The following is a 16,184-nucleotide window of genomic DNA, read 5'->3' as shown; positions in this document are numbered from 1 at the left end:
TTAACGTTTTAATGCAAAGTGCGATTTAAATTCTTTTAAAACTCCACCTTCAGAATACTGAATAGTGAACCAATAATCATCCGCTTTCATCGGATCACCGTTGAACGTACCGTCCCAACCTTGGCTGGTTGTACTGATTTGTTTCAAGAGCTTACCGAAGCGGTCAAATATAAAGATTTTTGCTTGCAATTGATTAGCTAAAGTCGAAATATTCCACGTATCGTTATAACCGTCGGCGTTTGGTGTGAAGAATTTCGGATAATCGATTACAGTAATCGATGTAAATGCTTCGCCACAAGCGCGTAAGTCACGTGCGTAAATGGTGTGATTACCTGTATTGTCTTGGCTTAACACCGTACGAACTCCTGTAAATACATTGCTCGTTTGCCACGGACCGTCGTTTAGTCGATATTCGTATTCGCCGGGTGGATTTACCGTAACAGTCACTGTAGCGTTTTCTGCAAAAAACAGTGTTTCAACCGAAGCGGTTACACTTGTTGGTGGCGCCGATGCCGTAATACTCGCCGTTGCCGAACGCGTACATCCTGTTGCGACATCGGTTACATCAACGCGGTACAATCCAACAGCCTCGGCTTCAATCGATGCTAAGTTGCTGAATTGCGGTTGCTGTACGTTGTCGATAAACCACTCGAAATCGTAAGTACCGTCGTTAGGTAAACCTGTATCCAAGGTATAAGTGCTCGTGTTGGTTGGGTCGTTATTAAAGATACAGATGTAACCGTCTTGATCTAATTTAGGTTGTGGTATGTTGGTTACCGAAACGGTAGCTTGTGTATTCGGAGTCGCTGATAAATCTACCAAACAAGCCGGTAAATCATTGCGCTTCACGGTAAGCAATTGGTACACCTGCGTTTCTTCGATGATGCCTGTAGCAACAACCGCCGTACCTGAACCGCTCAGTGTAACACTTTGTGGAACGCCGCCATTGATGCTGTAGGTAACTACCGCAAATGGCGTTCCTGTGATAATCACATCAGCCGAATTACCCGCACAAATACTCGGCTCTAATCCGTTGGCGATACTCGCTTGTGGAAGTGCCACCACAGCCAAACGGGCTACGTTGCTTGTTACAGGCGGACACGATGCGCTAGAAACTACAACCGTATAATTAGCTTGATCATCGAAATCAACCGCGCTTAGTGTTAGCGTCGGATTGATCTCGCCCACAATAACATCATTATTTTTCCTCCATTGAAACCTTAAATCGATTCCCGTTGCCTGCACGAGGAAGGTGACGTTTTCACCGAAACAAGCCGTTACACTCGAGGGCTGGGTCGTGATTGCCGTCGCTGGATTAACAACAACAACTGCGGCTAAAGACTCATCAGCTGGACAAACTCCCGCATTACTTACCTCAACGGTATAATTTCCAGCTTGAGCTTGTGTAATTCCAGAGATAGTTAACGTAGGATAGGTTTCGCCTGCTAAAATAGCTCCGTTACGTTTCCATTGATACTGCAATGCAGAACCCGTGGCAGTAACGCTCAAGTTAAGCGTTTCGCCTTCGCAGAGTGTCTCACCTACTGGATCGGTAACCACTTGTGGCGCTTCTAAAACAACAACGGCTGTTGGAACCGACTGAACGGCTGGTGGACATGCGCCGCTAACTACCACAAAGTAATCACCAGAGTTGGCTGCGGTAAGTGCCGTTAAATTCAATGTAGCTGTTTGTGCCGAAGGATCTGAAATCGGATTCGCTACAGAGTTGAAATACCACTGATAGGTTAGATTCGTTCCCGTAGCAACAACATTTAATGTAAGTGGCTCGCCCTCGCAATAATCGGTATCTGCCTGAGGCTGAGTGGTGATTTGTGGTAGGGTATTCACAACAATATTAGCAGCAGCCGAAAGATCATCCGGACAATTACCACCATTGCCTACCGATACTGTATATGCACCCGCCTGCGCTATAGTCATGTTCGGGATGCTTAAAGTAGCTAACGTAGCGCCTGGAATATCATTCCCGTTGAACTTCCACTGATATTGTAACGAGGAACCCGTAGCAACTACGCTTAAATTTAGCGTATCACCCTCGCAAATCGTTTGGCTTATCGGATCGGTAACCACTTGAGCAGCGTCCAATACAACTACTGTTGTCGGAACTGATTGCACCGACGGCGTACATGCGCCGCTAACTACCACAAAGTAATTGCCTGAATTAGCTGTCGCAAGTCCAGTTAATATTAATGTAGCTGTTTGTGCCGAAGGATCTGAAATCGGATTCGTTAAAGAATTGAAATACCATTGATAAGTTAAATTCGTTCCCGTAGCAACAACGTTTAAAGTAAGAGTTTCCCCTCCGCAATAATCAGTGTCTGCTTGTGGCTGGGTTGTGATTTGGGGCAAACTATTTACTGTGAGCGTTACATCTGTAGAAAATTGAGGTAAGTTACAATTATTATTCACCTCCACGCGATAGGTACCTGCGTCTGAAAGCTGTGCGTTGGTAATCGTTAAGGTTTGGGTCTGACTGCCGCTAACAGTAGCTGAATCTGAGATTGGTGTAGTCCCTTTAAACCAACGATAGGTAAGTCCAGGACCTGTGGCATTAACCGTCCAAACCTGAGTATCACCTTCGCAAATCGTATTCGAACTGATAAACGGTGCAACGATAACAATCGGCTGATCTACCGACAACGCAGCTAAAGCAGAATCGATACTGCCACAACTGTTGCTCACACGCACGAAATAATCGCCCGCATTGGCTGGCGTTGGATTGGAAATTGTTAAAGTCGTTGTATCCACTCCCGAAAACTGTCCGCCATTACTCAACGGGTTGCCATTATAGAACCATTGGTGTGTAACAGAATCGCCCGTTGAAGCTACCGTAAAAGTAGTAGAAGTAATTCCTGGGCACAAACTCTGACCAACAGGTTGTGTCGTAATAGTAGCCAGTGCAATAACGTTTACTGTTACTGAAGCTGGGAACGTAGTAGCGGCACATGAAGGCGTGTCGGCACTAGCAATACCCGTTATAGTATAAGTAGTTGCAGTACTAATACCTGCTGTGATACTTACTATCGCATTACCCGAAGCATCCAAAGGAACAGGAGTCGAAGCAGTACCATCAAAAAGCGTTACTGTAGCGTTAGGAGTACCCGAAATAAGTAAATTAAACGGATCGCCTGCACAAACAAGATTGTTACTTGTGGTAAATTGTGTAACTACTGGAATCGGATTCACCGTTACAACTGCTGATTGTCCCGTGATCGTGGCCGTACAGGGTGGGGTGTCGGCAGTTGCAACGCTTAACAAGTTAACAGTAGTACTCGAAGTTAAGTTATTTAGTGTAATAAGACCTTGCCCGCTTCCATCAATCGCTATTGATCCACTTTGAGTACCCGACAAATTCTGATACTCGAAATTAACAGTAGTATTAGGAGTTGCGGAAACTGGCACTGTAGCAGTACTACCGGCACAAATCGGATTAGGAGAACCGATTGTAGCAGTTGGTGCACCCGTTGAAACTGTAACGGTATCTAAAATCGGTGTTCCTAGAAGAGAACAAACTATCGATGTAATTAATTCAACTTTAGTTAAGTTAACGGTGAAAGGAGTCGTTACATTAGTGAAGCTTAGTTCGAACAGGCCGCTAGAATCTAAAACTGCTGTTAGATCTGCACCACCGTTTATGTTGTATGTTATGGTTGCACCAGCTAAACCTTGGAATTGAACTGCTGTGTTACTCCCCGAACAGACCGTAAAATTGTTTGGCACTATTTGAGCCGTAACCTCTGGTAATACTGTGATAACAATTGAATCTGAATCACAATCAATCCCATTATCATTGGCGGTAGCTGTATAGGTATAAGTACCTGGCGGGAGGACGGCAGAATCGGTAATAGTAGCGCCAGTTGCTGTAAAGCCATTCGGGCCGGTCCAATTAAAAGTAGCTGCTGGCTTATCACTGGTGGCAGTGATGGTAATAGGATTAGAGTAACAAACGGGAAAGTCGATCGGAAGTGTAGTAATACAACAACTCTCAACCAATACTTCAACTATTGGCGTTGTGTACGATATATCATCTGAAACCTGAATAGTGTAAGCGACGCTGTAAGGAGTATTGCTAGGTGTACTGGCTTCGTAATTAATAACTCCCGTTACTGGGTCGATGGCAAGTCCCGAAGGTGTCGCAAAATATGTTCCTCCAGACTCTAAATCTGCACTTGGTGTTGGTGTACCGATAACTCCTGGCGCACTACAGCCTGTAGTTACATCGTAGGAGATTGTACCAGTCGGATTAAATACATCTAAAACGAAAGGCCTATATTTTGCGCAAAACGCCGTAGAGTTTAAATCCCCAATCCGCATCCACAGTGTGAGCGGCAAGTCTTCGATATTAACTACAAATGGAACTGCTTCATTTATATTATTTGCAAAATCCATAGCAGACTGTTGGTCTGGGTGATACGATACTTCGTACAATGCAGAACTAAAGCCATTCAAAACTTGTAATGTCTGATTAATATTAAATGTTACGGTTGGTGTTAAAGGATTTATTAGGGTAATATTCTCGGGATCGGCTGTAGGAATTGGATCAGTGAAATTGACTATTATATCATCTGTTTTTTTACAGCCGGTCGCAAAAGTTATCACAGCTGTATAGACACCATTTTCTGAAACTTGCAGCTGAAACTGATTTTCTCCATCGATTTTCACACCATTAAGAAGCCAGCTGTATGTAGCATTTGGTAGCGGTGCAGAGCCAATTTGTATCGTACGAATTTCTTCATCACAAACGGCATTTCCTCCTTCAAATTCAGTGACATCATCGAATGGTGCAGCTCCTGAAATTTCAGATTCAAAATCAAAACTTCCTCCTTCGATAAATACAGCAGAAGCCAACGCAGCGTCTCCTTGGTTTGCTATTACCAATTTGATGGAATATTGGTGTCCAGGAATGACATCTCCTTGCGCTTGCATAATGCGCGTCTGTCCGTTAAAGTTAATCGCAGCGTTTGCTGCAACAGTTGCATCGGCATTATTAAAATTATACTTCCCAAACCACTGTGGATTTTGTCCTCCATCACAACCAGGAAGGTGAATAGTGGTTACTTTTACGGGTATATTCGTATTTGGAATAACTGCAAGATTTTTAGGTTGTCCTCCAGCAGTAAGGTCCGTCAAAATAAAAGCAAATACATCAGAATAGGTACACTCAAAATTGTTCTGACTGTATTCCTCAGAAGCAAATACAAAGTTAAACTTTAGCTTATCTGTCGACGGAACAAAATTAAACTTCAGGAAGGCTGCATCATTGGTCGTATTTGCTGGAATACCAACTGGTGGCACCATAAATCCTGGGTTAAAATCAGTGTCGCCTGCCCAATTTCCTCCATCTACTATTGCAGCGTTTGGTCCTGCCGCACCATTTGGATCCATAGCATTACCGCAAACTAAAACGATACCGTCTTGTATGGGAAAGTCTGAATTTCTTCTATTAAAATAACCAACAGAGTAATTCAAAGGATTTGGACCGCTTGACAACTGCCAGTTACTTGTTTCTGCACAATTAGAACGCACTAAAACGTTTTGAACAAAACCTTCTGCTAAACCGCTAAGCTGACCATTCACAGAATACTTCGCAGGATCATTTTCTACCAGTATAAATCTAGATGCAGGCGTGTTAACGTCTGTACTCAAGTTATTTGCAATATTTCCGTCAGGGGTGTCGCTGGCTACTGAAGCGGTATTGGTAAAATTACTATTACTACCTATGTTATAATTGGCAGGTACCCGAACTCTAATTGTGTATGTAACCGTGGCTCCTGCTGCAAGCGAAGGTAAATTTGATATCATTGTTCCGGTCCCCGAAGTCCCATTCGGACCTACCCAAGTCATATCAGATGGAACTATTGCTGTGTTGGTAGCTATCGGGTTACTCGGAAGCAAATCTATAACTGAAACATTTACAGCATCGGACGGACCATTATTAATTACCGTAACTACATACTCATTGAATTCTTCAATCGTAAATCCAGGTACTGTATCACCAATTTTATCGTCAACAAAACGCGTTTCAGCATAAGTGGTTTTATTATCTGTCTTTAAAACAGATAAATCAGCAAACGGTCGCGGCAAATCAACATCGGTTGCCTGATTATTAGCGATATTTGTGTCTGAAGTAAATGCTGCATTTACAGTATAAACCAAATTAGCTGTTTGTGGAAAGCTTGCCGGAATATTTACAGTTACGGTATATTGTACTGCAGAACCAGCGGGTAAGGAGGAAATAACGTCGACCAAAGATCCGTTGCCCGATGTGCTATTACCCGTCCACGTAGCTGAGGTGATATCTGCCGGCAAACTGCTATTCACCGAAACATTATTTGCCGAGGACGTTCCTAAGTTGCGAACTGTAATTGTATAGATTGAAGTTTGACCAGCTATATAAGTGGTTACAGCATTAGATATTGTAACTGAAATATCGTTAGCAACTGTAGAATTAACCGGAACGGTAGAACCTGTTGCTGAATTATTCGCTAGATTTAAATCAGCTGTTGTACTGCTTACACTTGCTGTATTGTTTAAAGTTCCTGAAAAATTTACTGGGATATCGACAACAACTGTAAAAATCACGCTTGCCCCTACTCCTAGCGACGGAATTGTCAGGTTAAGCGGACCCGAACCCGAAAGCCCATTATTGGATGTGTAAGAAATTATTGCAGCACCCACAGGATTTGCATTTGAAATTTGAACATTAGTTGCTACTCTTGGGCCATTGTTTGTAACCGTAACAACAAAAGTGGCTTGTGTTCCTTTAGTAGGCGCAGGTGTTGGCGGCGTAACTGTAATTAAAACGTCGGAGCTTGGAGGTGAATTCGTGTCAGAAACAGTGTTGTTTGAAGTATCCGAATCTGCTGCAAAAGTTATTGTTGGAGTTACAACTATTGCCGCGTTTGCAGTAATAGGAACTGTAACATTATACGTATAAATCACAGTTTCTCCAGCTGCTAAGGAGGTTATATTGTTATTTATTGCCCCTGTTCCGTTGGTGCCATTGCCGACCCAAGTTACCGTAGTTACTCCAGCGGGAATTGGAATAGAAACGTTTACAGCTGCCGCACTTTGAGGGCCATTGTTGGTAACTGCAACTGTGTAGGTTTGTATGGTCCCTGGCGTATAAGTTGTTGTATTATCGGAAATTGAAACCGTTACATCGGCTTGTGGATTGGAAATAACATCAACATCAAGACCCGCGTTATTGCTTGGAAATAAATCACCCGATGAACCCGTAACCGTTCCAGCTACTGTCAAATCTCCTGCAAAACCAGCAGGTACAGTTACATTTAAAGTATATGTTACTGTAGCGCCAACAGCCAAATTTGAAATTGTATTTGTAATTGAAGTATCTCCAGTAGCAGCATTACCAGTCCATGAAGTTATTGCAGCTCCACCGCTTAAAGCGGGAATAGAAACATTGATATTCGTCGCTGGCGTTGGTCCGTTATTTCGGACAACCACAGTATAAACTAGTGTTGATGGCGCTACATAGATCGTCTGTCCATTTGATATAGTCATTTGCAAGTCGGCGGTCAATAGAGGTACATCTGTATCCACAGCCACATTATTTGCAGTCGAACTGTCTGTTAAACCTTGCGATACAACGGTAACAGTACTCACTAAATTCGCAGTAAATGATGGAGAAACCGTGTAATTGATTGTATATACAACTGACTGGCCAGGACCTATGCTTGGAATAGTTTGTGTGATACCTCCTGTCCCACTTGTTCCTATGGAAGATGTCCATACGTACGTCGTTAAACCTGATGGAGAAGGATTTGTAATGGTAACTCCGTTGACAATTTCTGAGGAATTATTAGTTACCGTTATTTGGTAAACTCCCTGGGTCGTCGTTCCACGAACATACTCTGTAGCATTGTTGGTGATAGATACACTAACGTCTCCACTACGTTTAGTGTCAGAATCTGTGCAAGTGGAACAATTAGGATTTGGATCAAATGTATCCGAATCCACATTAACTGTACTCACTAATGGAGAAACTGCTGTATTTGAAACAGATACATTTATAGTAAATGTTACTGTTTCGCCTGCAGCTAAAGCTGGTATTACTAAATCTAACAAATCTGCTCCAGCTGTACCGTTTGTAGCCGACCAACTTATAACATCTGCTCCTGCTGATAAAGTTTGTATAACCGATACATTCTCGGCTGTCTGCGGACCATTATTTGTTACTGCAACAGTATACGTTGTTTGCGATCCTCCTGCAAAAGTTGTCTGATTGTTGGTAATCGTAGTTACTAGATCAGCTCCCGATGTATTAATATCGGTACATCCGTCGCATTGTGAATTCAAATCAGTTTCAACTCCGCTGGCATTGGCTACTGCAATTAAAGATCCCGTAAAGCCAATCGGAACATCTATAGTTACTGTATAAGTTACATTTGCACCTACTGCCAAACTAGGAATGGTGTTAGACAATGCACCCGTTCCGCCAGTAGCGTTACCCGCCCAAGACATTGATGTTATACCAACAGGCAAAGGAAATGTAACATCTACGTTTGTAGCTACATCTGGACCTAAATTTTGAACAACGACTGTATATGTAGAGCTACTTCCCGCTATATATGTATCCGAATTATCTGAGTTAGTAACCGTAATATCAGCTCCCTGCGCTTTTACATCGAATTGAGTTACGTTATTGTTCGTCAAATTTGCATCTGTTGAGGTTGAAAAAACCGAACAATTTAATTGCAAAAGCACTTGAAAATCCGTAGGAACAGCGATATTTAGTGTGTAAGTAACGGTTTCTCCAACAGCTAAATTGCCTAAATTGTCAGACAAGGCTGTTCCCGTACCAGAGCTACCATTCGAGCCTGTCCAAGTAAAATTAGCATCTGGAATTGTGCTAGGTATATCACAGAAAATCGAAACATTTAACGCTGGCGTAGGTCCTAAATTTGTTACCGTAGCAATATAGGTAGATACCTGTCCCGGAAAATAATAAGTAGTATTGTTCGTAAAAGTAAGTGCAATATCAGAAGAGCTTTGTTGATCTGTATCTGAAGCTAAGTTCGAATTCGAATTCGGATCGGCTACAGCTGGCAATGCCGGAGAGGGCGGTGCAGTAAGTGCCGGAGCTCCGATACTGTTGGCCGTAGCTGCAACTGTGAGAGGGCCGCTGTATGTTAACGGAACATCGATAAACAACGTGTAGGTAACCGTTTGCCCAGAAGTTAATGTGCGTATCCGATCAAAAAGCTGTGAATTTGAACCCGATGTATTATTACTGCCTTCCCAATAATATCCTTCGGTGATTCCAGCAGGAAGCGGACTAATAACCTCAACGCCATTGGCCGTATTGGGCCCAAAATTTGAAACGGTTATTGTGTAAATTAATTCCGTCCCAGGAACATACACAATTTGATTGTTCGTTACAGAAACTACAACATCAGCCTGCTGACCTACTGCTACTTGTATGAATCCAAAAAATAAAAGTAATTGTAATAATTTTTTCATAGCGATACCCAAATGTTAGTCGATACCTGTATCTAAAACCTTAAGCTTTCCTTAAAGATTTATTAAATCTCCAAATATAAATAAGTAACCGTAGTTTCTTTGTTAATTTTGCAGAATACTACAATTTTTATGGAAAATGTTATAATTAAATCAACTCAAAACCCAACAATTTTAAAGTTTGAGTTGCAAGCACATACAATACCCGGCGGACAACATCAGTTTAAAAACATCGATGAAGCCGCAAATTCTCCACTAGCCCAACAGCTTTTTTACCTCCCTTTTGTAAAATCAGTTCTTCTCGCAGATAACTTTATCGCTATTGAACGTTACAATATTGTCGAGTGGGAAGATGTCAAAGATGCTGTCGCTGAACAAATAAACGACTTCATTAATAACGGAGGAATTCTCGTAAAATTGCCCGAAAAACCAGCTTTTGAATTGAAAAAGCCCGCAACAGTTTACGGTGAAACCACACCTAATCCCGCGGTTTTGAAATTCGTCTGCAGCCGTTTGCTCACCAAAGTAGCGGCAGAATTTAAAAATATCGACGAAGCCCAAGAAGCACCCCTGGCTATCGAACTCTTTAAATTCCCATTCGTGAAAGAAGTTTTTATCGATGAAAATTACGTCTCAATCACCAAATACAGCAGTTACGACTGGAACGAAATTACGCTCGAACTGCGCACGTTCATCAAAAGTTATGTGGAAAGCGGCGGACCTATTCTCAACGAAGAAGCTTTCAAAAAAACCGCTGTCGCAGAAAAGCAAACTGTCGCCAATTTCGACAACCTAGATACAACGTCGCAGCAAATTATCAATATTCTCGAAGAATACGTAAAACCAGCAGTGGCTGCCGATGGCGGAAATATTCTTTTCGATTCGTACGACCCAGAAGATAAACGCGTAAAAGTTGTTTTACAAGGTGCGTGCAGCGGCTGCCCATCGTCGACATTTACCCTGAAAAGCGGTATCGAAAACATGTTGAAAGACATGCTAAAAGACGAACAAATTAAAGTCGAAGCCATTAACGCCTAGCACCAAACATCCCGATACACATGAACGAACTCGCCCAACAAAAAAGTGTGTATCTCAAACAACACGCCAATAATCCCATTTACTGGAAAGCGTATTCGCAAAAAATCTTAGATCAAGCCACCGCAGCCGATAAGCTAATCGTTTTTAGCATCGGCTACGCAGCTTGTCATTGGTGCCATGTGATGGAACACGAAAGCTTCGAAAACCAAGACGTGGCCGCATTGATGAACCAACACTTCATCTCGGTGAAAATCGATCGTGAAGAACATCCCGACATCGATGCCGCCTACATGAAAGCCGTGCAACTCATGACGCAACGCGGCGGCTGGCCACTAAACGTAGTTACCTTGCCCGACGGCCGACCTATTTGGGGCGGAACGTATTTCCGTGTACAAGAGTGGACACAGAGCCTCGAACAACTTGCAAACTTGTATCGCAAACAGCCTGAAGTTATTTTCGAGTACGCCGAAAAACTCGAACATGCATTACTTTCCATCCAAAATCCGCTGGAAATAAAACCGCTTTTTGAGTTTCCATCACAACCCGAAAATCAAAAAGAGTTTTTTGCGCAACTGCTCGAAAAATGGTCGTCGAACTTCGATCACGAATGGGGCGGAATGGATCGGGCACCCAAATTTCCGATGCCTTCCAACTATAAATTACTGTTAGAAGTTGGCAATCAATTCAACTTAAATACGTACAGCAATTTCGCGCTATACACGCTAAAACGAATGGCATTAGGAGGAATTTACGACGCTGTAGCCGGCGGGTTTTCACGCTACTCAGTCGACCACCGCTGGCATGTTCCGCATTTCGAAAAAATGTTGTACGACAATGCTCAGCTCCTTTCGCTTTGCGCAGAAACAGCCAAACAATTCAACGATTCTTTTCTTAAACGCATCGCAAAACAAACCACCCTGTTTCTGGAAGAAAATTTAAAATCCGAATCTGGTTTATACTTTGCCGCACTCGATGCCGACAGCCTAAACGCCTCCGGAACAGCAGCCGAAGGCGCATTTTATACTTGGACAAAAAACGAACTTCAAGCCGTATTAGGGGAATCCTATGATTTCTTCTCCAAAGTTTTTCATATCGATGAACTCGGCTATTGGGAAGACGAACACTATGTTTTATTCCGAACCGACGACGACCTTTCTCTGGCGCACAAATTGAACTTCCACGAAAGTGCCTTCGCGGAAAAACTTGAAAACAGCTTGGGTCTGCTGAAAACGGCACGAAAAAAGAGATCCGCTCCGGTTACCGACACCAAAAAAATTAGCTCGTGGAACGCCCAACTCCTGAGCGCCTACTGCAAAGCTGCTACGGCATTCGGCGACGAAGAGTACCTTCAGCGCGCTACCGACCTGGCCTTTGCTTTGGAAAAAAACAGCTTAACTGGAAATCGCGTTTTTCGGGTAGATACGCAAGAAATAAACGGATGTCTCGAAGATTACGCCTTTGTTATCGAAGCGTTTTTAGATTACTACCAGCTAACGGCAAACGAGAATTTTCTCCGTAAAGCAATCGATCTTTGCCAAACCGTTCTCCGCGAGTTTGATCACAAAAACGGTATTTTCTTCAAATATCAAGCCTCGGCCACGCGCGAATCTTTGGTACATATCGAAACCGAAGACAACGTTATAAATGCCTCGAATTCGGTGCATTGCAGGAATTTGTTTCGCTTGGGCATCATTTGCTCGAACAACGACTTTTTAGAACGAGCAAACAAAATGCTCGAAGCAATTACCGTTCGCATCGATTATCCCGGAGCGTATGCCAACTGGCTTTCTATTTTGCTCGCCAACTACAACCAACAGCGCGCCGTCATTGTCTCAAATCCGAACTTTGCTACAAAACTCGAAATCCTCGAAAATATAGCGGCCGACGTGCAAATCATCTATGCTTCAACCCATTTTGAACTTCCACAAACAACAGGAAAATATAGCGATGAAGTAAAACTTTACAGCTGTTCGGTTGCCGGTTGCGACTTGCCCGTGACCAGCATCAACGAGCTGCCAAAAGATTGGTTTTTTGCCGCGAACCAACGCTAACAATTCCTCAAATCGAAAGTTGTAAACGCGTGTCGGAATTAACACCACCAAGCCGTACTTTTGCTGCGGAAAAATAAAAAAGCTATGTTTTTGCAATCTTCAATCGACGTTCAAACCCAAAAAATTAGCACCTACACCGAGAAACTTTGGCAAATCATCATCGATTACTCGCCAAAACTCATCAGTGCGTTTATCATACTGTTTGTTGGTTTGTATTTAATTCGAATCGTAAACCGACTCATCCGTCGGATCATGCTCAAACGCGAACTCGACCCTACCTTAAGTAAGTTTTTAGCCGACATTTTTCTCTGGATTTTGCGCGCTTTTCTGTTCGTTGCCTTCATTTCAAAATTGGGTATAGAAACCTCATCGTTTGTAGCCATTTTAGGAGCTGCGGGCTTGGCGGTTGGTTTATCCTTACAAGGCTCGTTGTCGAATTTTGCCGGAGGCATGCTCATTATTTTGTTCAAACCCTTCCGCGTAGGCGATTACATCGAAGCGCAAAACGTTACCGGCGAAGTTTCTGAAATTCAGATCTTTGTAACAAAAATCATCGGTGCTAACAACCAAACAATTTATGTTCCAAACGGCGCGTTAAGCAACGGAACTATTGTAAATTTATCGCAAGCCGGTATTCGCCGTGTCGATTTGAGCATTGCCATTTCGTATAACGCTAATTTGCTGAAAGTAAAAGAAATAATTGAAAAAATTTTGTCCGAAAATCCAAAAATTCTAACGAATCCCGAACCGCGTGTCGATGTAATTGCCTTAGCCGATCACGTAAAAATTGCGGTCCGACCTTGGGTTTCATTCACCGATTATCCCGTAATTGCGGCTGAAACGCTAGAAAAAATCAAACTCGAACTCGATGCCGCCGAAATTGCCCTGCATCCGGTTGCTTAAAATTCCAAAATGAAAAAAATCACGACCCTTATTTGCTGTTTACTTCTTATTGCTTGTTCCGAAAGTTCTACCGAAATCAATACCGAAGCGGAGGTTTTCGAATTTACGGCAACGCCGAGTGCTACCACAGTTAGCATCGATCAATTGCTTACTTTAAACCTTGTTGCAACTGAGGAAATTAAGGAAGTTTGGCCGTCGTTTGATAATTTTCAAACGGGCGGTTATGCCCAAAACGGATTTGGTTCCAACACCAATATTTACTTTGCATTTCAAACTCCTGGTGTGCAAACGCTTAAAATTCGTTGTAAAAATGCGGCTGGCGCCTTGGGCGAAAAATCGATCACTGTAAATGTTGTTCGCGGAAATGCGGTGAAGTTAAAATCGCTCGAACTACTAAATTTTACGGGCATCAATACCGATCTGGATACTGAATTTCCGGCGGGAAGTACCGATGCGAAAGCCGACTTGCGTTTTGGTTTCCAGAAAATTCAAATCGGCAATTATCGCGAATCGGCTTTTAACTACCGACAGTGGTATTTTTCGGCGATACAACTCAACCAACAGAGCTTATTTTGGAATCTCGAAAACGAAAATTTATACGTTGTTCCGAGCAGTGTTTTGCGTTTTGGTGCCGGCGAAGTAGATGGCGAAATTGGCATGATCGACTTCTTTATGGAAGCACCTTACTACGGCGAAATCAATTTTTCAAACTACGAAACCGACCGTCCGGAGTTTATTACGATCACATATCCCAACCAAAACGTTACGATACGCGTGGGTGTTGAGTGGGCTAATTAGTTTTTGTAGCTATTCCCGCCTTTCGCTGTAGTCCTCGCAAAAAAAGTGTGTTCATGGGGCTGCAACCGGCTTCTGTGGTCGCCGTTTTTAACCCAATTCACACAGCCTTTTTGTACTCCGGGCTGCCGCTGCAGTCGGGGCTAGGAGAGAGTGCGTTTGGAGACGATTTTTCGCAGATTGAACTTTATAGTGGTTCCGATTTTCCCGCATAGAAATGAGACTATTCCGGAGAACCGCAGGTAGTCAAAAACAAGTTTTCAAACAAGTAATTAGTCTAATTTGTCCAAGTTTTCAATCAAGTACTTTTTACTTGTAGGAACTTTTTTTAAGCTGCCAAAAATCTCATTAATCTGTTGTTCCCCTCTTTTATATCCTTGTTCTTTAGAGCGAAGTAAGTAATAGGTTGCCCAAACTTTAAATCTATCATTTTCGTTAGAATAATGCTTGTAAATTATATAAACATTATAGCTACCTTCCCCATATGAATATTTGGTCGACATTATTTGGTCGTATAAAAATAATTCACTTCCTCGTGAAGTGTAAGAATACATATACTGTAGCTTTTGATAAGCAACTGTATCCCCCTCTTTAACAACTTTTCGCTGAATCCCCATTCTGTATTCTATGTCATTATATTCCTTATATGCCAATTCTGTTGGACCTAGCGAAACGGTGGTGCTTTTATTTTTTTTAACCACAGTTGGTTCATTCTTTTGTTTACAAGAAACGAAAAATGCCAGAACTAAAAATAATGCTATAATCTTTCTCATAATTTTTTAAAATATTCAGAAGTATGAATTCTGCTAATTTCTTGTCCATTTTTGAAAGTAACTACAAAACCATTTCCATTGTTGATGATATTATCATTTTTATCGAATTGAATATTAGCTAATGAACTTATTGAAAAAGTATTAGGTAAGCCTAAGTAATTCTTCTGATAAAAAGCAAATCCATCGAAAGCGGTTATTGTTGCATTTGGATGCTCCAGTGAAATGGCTTTTGCAATAGACATTCCGTTTGCATCGGGTGTTGCACCAAGGCACGTTAACAAATTTAAGGTAAAGGGTAGTGATTTATCATTAGCATACGCTGTGTAAGCTGGACTTAGGTCAGACATCATAGCATCAAACTCTGCAGCGTTTCTTATTTGTGTGTTTGAATGCATTGAATTATGGTTAAAAATGCGATTAATATTACCGTGTCCGAACACGGTAAAAACTCCGTCGCCATTTTTGTAGTTCCAAATACTATTGGCAAAATTGAATGCACTTAAAAAATGAGCTTCTTTGTCCTTTTTTCTAACATCAAATAAGTTTACTGGAGGTTCCCCTCCCCCCAAACTCTGATCCACCGCAGCGGCTCCAACATTAGCAGCAAGACCATTTATAGCTCCTATAGCGTCTTCTGCCTTGACTTCATCACCATCTTGAGTTCGCCAGCCACCTTCTTCCCAATCATAATATATCGGGGCTGTTTGTGAAGCCTCAGCTCGCATCCCATCCGGATCAATAAAATACACAGGATTATTGTAACAATAGTTGTATGGATTCCATCGTCTCGATACTTCCGCCAACGGATCCACATTCATCCACCTACCAATTGCCGCATCATAATTCCTTGCGCCGTAGTCGTAAAAGTTTAATCCCAACTCATCCTGCCACTCCTTGCCGTTGTACTTATACTGCCACTCCCGTCTTTCGGTGGGCTGTATCACGTATAAATTGCCGTTGGGTTCCTTAACAATGTTGAACTTTTCACTGGCGTAGTTTTCGTGTTTCAGCCCGAAAGGGTAGTAGTGCGACTCTTCTAGTATCTTCGGAACTGCTGCCCCGTTATCCGTGTAACTCATACGCACGTTTCCGAGGTGGTCGGTGTAGTTGTACACGTAGAAGAATT

Annotated in this window: 7 protein-coding genes; 4 read left to right on the top strand and 3 right to left on the bottom strand. The window is 42.4% G+C overall.

Features of this window, described 5'->3' with window-relative positions; genetic code table 11:
* Entirely contained in the window at nucleotides 1–9,501 is a 9,501-nt protein-coding gene (locus ACOVQQ_RS05410; protein WP_421817287.1) for an immunoglobulin domain-containing protein, read from the bottom strand.
* 129 nt (nucleotides 9,502–9,630) lie between these two features.
* On the opposite strand from ACOVQQ_RS05410, the gene ACOVQQ_RS05405 reads away from it, so the two are divergent.
* From ACOVQQ_RS05405 to ACOVQQ_RS05390, 4 genes are all read left to right on the top strand, one after another.
* The gene (locus ACOVQQ_RS05405) at nucleotides 9,631–10,536 is read left to right on the top strand and encodes a NifU family protein (protein ID WP_421817286.1); all 906 of its coding nucleotides are present in this window, start codon (nucleotides 9,631–9,633) and stop codon (nucleotides 10,534–10,536) included.
* A gap of 20 nt (nucleotides 10,537–10,556) precedes the next feature.
* Nucleotides 10,557–12,587 (top strand): thioredoxin domain-containing protein, encoded by a 2,031-nt coding sequence (locus ACOVQQ_RS05400; protein WP_421817285.1) that lies wholly within the window; start codon nucleotides 10,557–10,559, stop codon nucleotides 12,585–12,587.
* An 84-nt stretch (nucleotides 12,588–12,671) separates the two neighbouring features.
* Nucleotides 12,672–13,490 (top strand): mechanosensitive ion channel family protein, encoded by an 819-nt coding sequence (locus ACOVQQ_RS05395; RefSeq protein WP_421817284.1) that lies wholly within the window; start codon nucleotides 12,672–12,674, stop codon nucleotides 13,488–13,490.
* A gap of 9 nt (nucleotides 13,491–13,499) precedes the next feature.
* Nucleotides 13,500–14,288: a hypothetical protein gene (locus tag ACOVQQ_RS05390; RefSeq protein WP_421817283.1), complete on the top strand. Its 789-nt coding sequence runs from the start codon at nucleotides 13,500–13,502 to the stop codon at nucleotides 14,286–14,288.
* 269 nt (nucleotides 14,289–14,557) lie between these two features.
* Here ACOVQQ_RS05390 and ACOVQQ_RS05385 read toward each other — a convergent pair whose 3' ends face one another.
* The gene (locus ACOVQQ_RS05385; RefSeq protein ID WP_421817282.1) at nucleotides 14,558–15,058 is read right to left on the bottom strand and encodes a hypothetical protein; all 501 of its coding nucleotides are present in this window, start codon (nucleotides 15,056–15,058) and stop codon (nucleotides 14,558–14,560) included.
* On the bottom strand, nucleotides 15,055–16,184 hold a 1,130-nt coding region (locus ACOVQQ_RS05380; RefSeq protein WP_421817281.1), incomplete at its 5' end, for an RHS repeat domain-containing protein. The genes ACOVQQ_RS05380 and ACOVQQ_RS05385, both read right to left, overlap by 4 nt.

Origin of the sequence: Flavobacterium sp. (assembly GCF_049240005.1) — a bacterium.
GTDB lineage: Bacteria > Bacteroidota > Bacteroidia > Flavobacteriales > Flavobacteriaceae > Flavobacterium.
The sequence above is the reverse complement of the archived record's forward strand: the minus strand, read 5'-3'. Positions and strand labels throughout refer to the sequence as shown.

What these genes read in the sequence shown, in the direction of transcription:
- ACOVQQ_RS05410 (WP_421817287.1), bottom strand. Translation starts at nt 9,501, where the DNA reads ATGAAAAAATTATTACAATTACTTTTATTTTTTGGATTCATACAAGTA.
- ACOVQQ_RS05405 (WP_421817286.1), top strand. Translation starts at nt 9,631, where the DNA reads ATGGAAAATGTTATAATTAAATCAACTCAAAACCCAACAATTTTAAAG.
- ACOVQQ_RS05400 (WP_421817285.1), top strand. Translation starts at nt 10,557, where the DNA reads ATGAACGAACTCGCCCAACAAAAAAGTGTGTATCTCAAACAACACGCC.
- ACOVQQ_RS05395 (WP_421817284.1), top strand. Translation starts at nt 12,672, where the DNA reads ATGTTTTTGCAATCTTCAATCGACGTTCAAACCCAAAAAATTAGCACC.
- ACOVQQ_RS05390 (WP_421817283.1), top strand. Translation starts at nt 13,500, where the DNA reads ATGAAAAAAATCACGACCCTTATTTGCTGTTTACTTCTTATTGCTTGT.
- ACOVQQ_RS05385 (WP_421817282.1), bottom strand. Translation starts at nt 15,058, where the DNA reads ATGAGAAAGATTATAGCATTATTTTTAGTTCTGGCATTTTTCGTTTCT.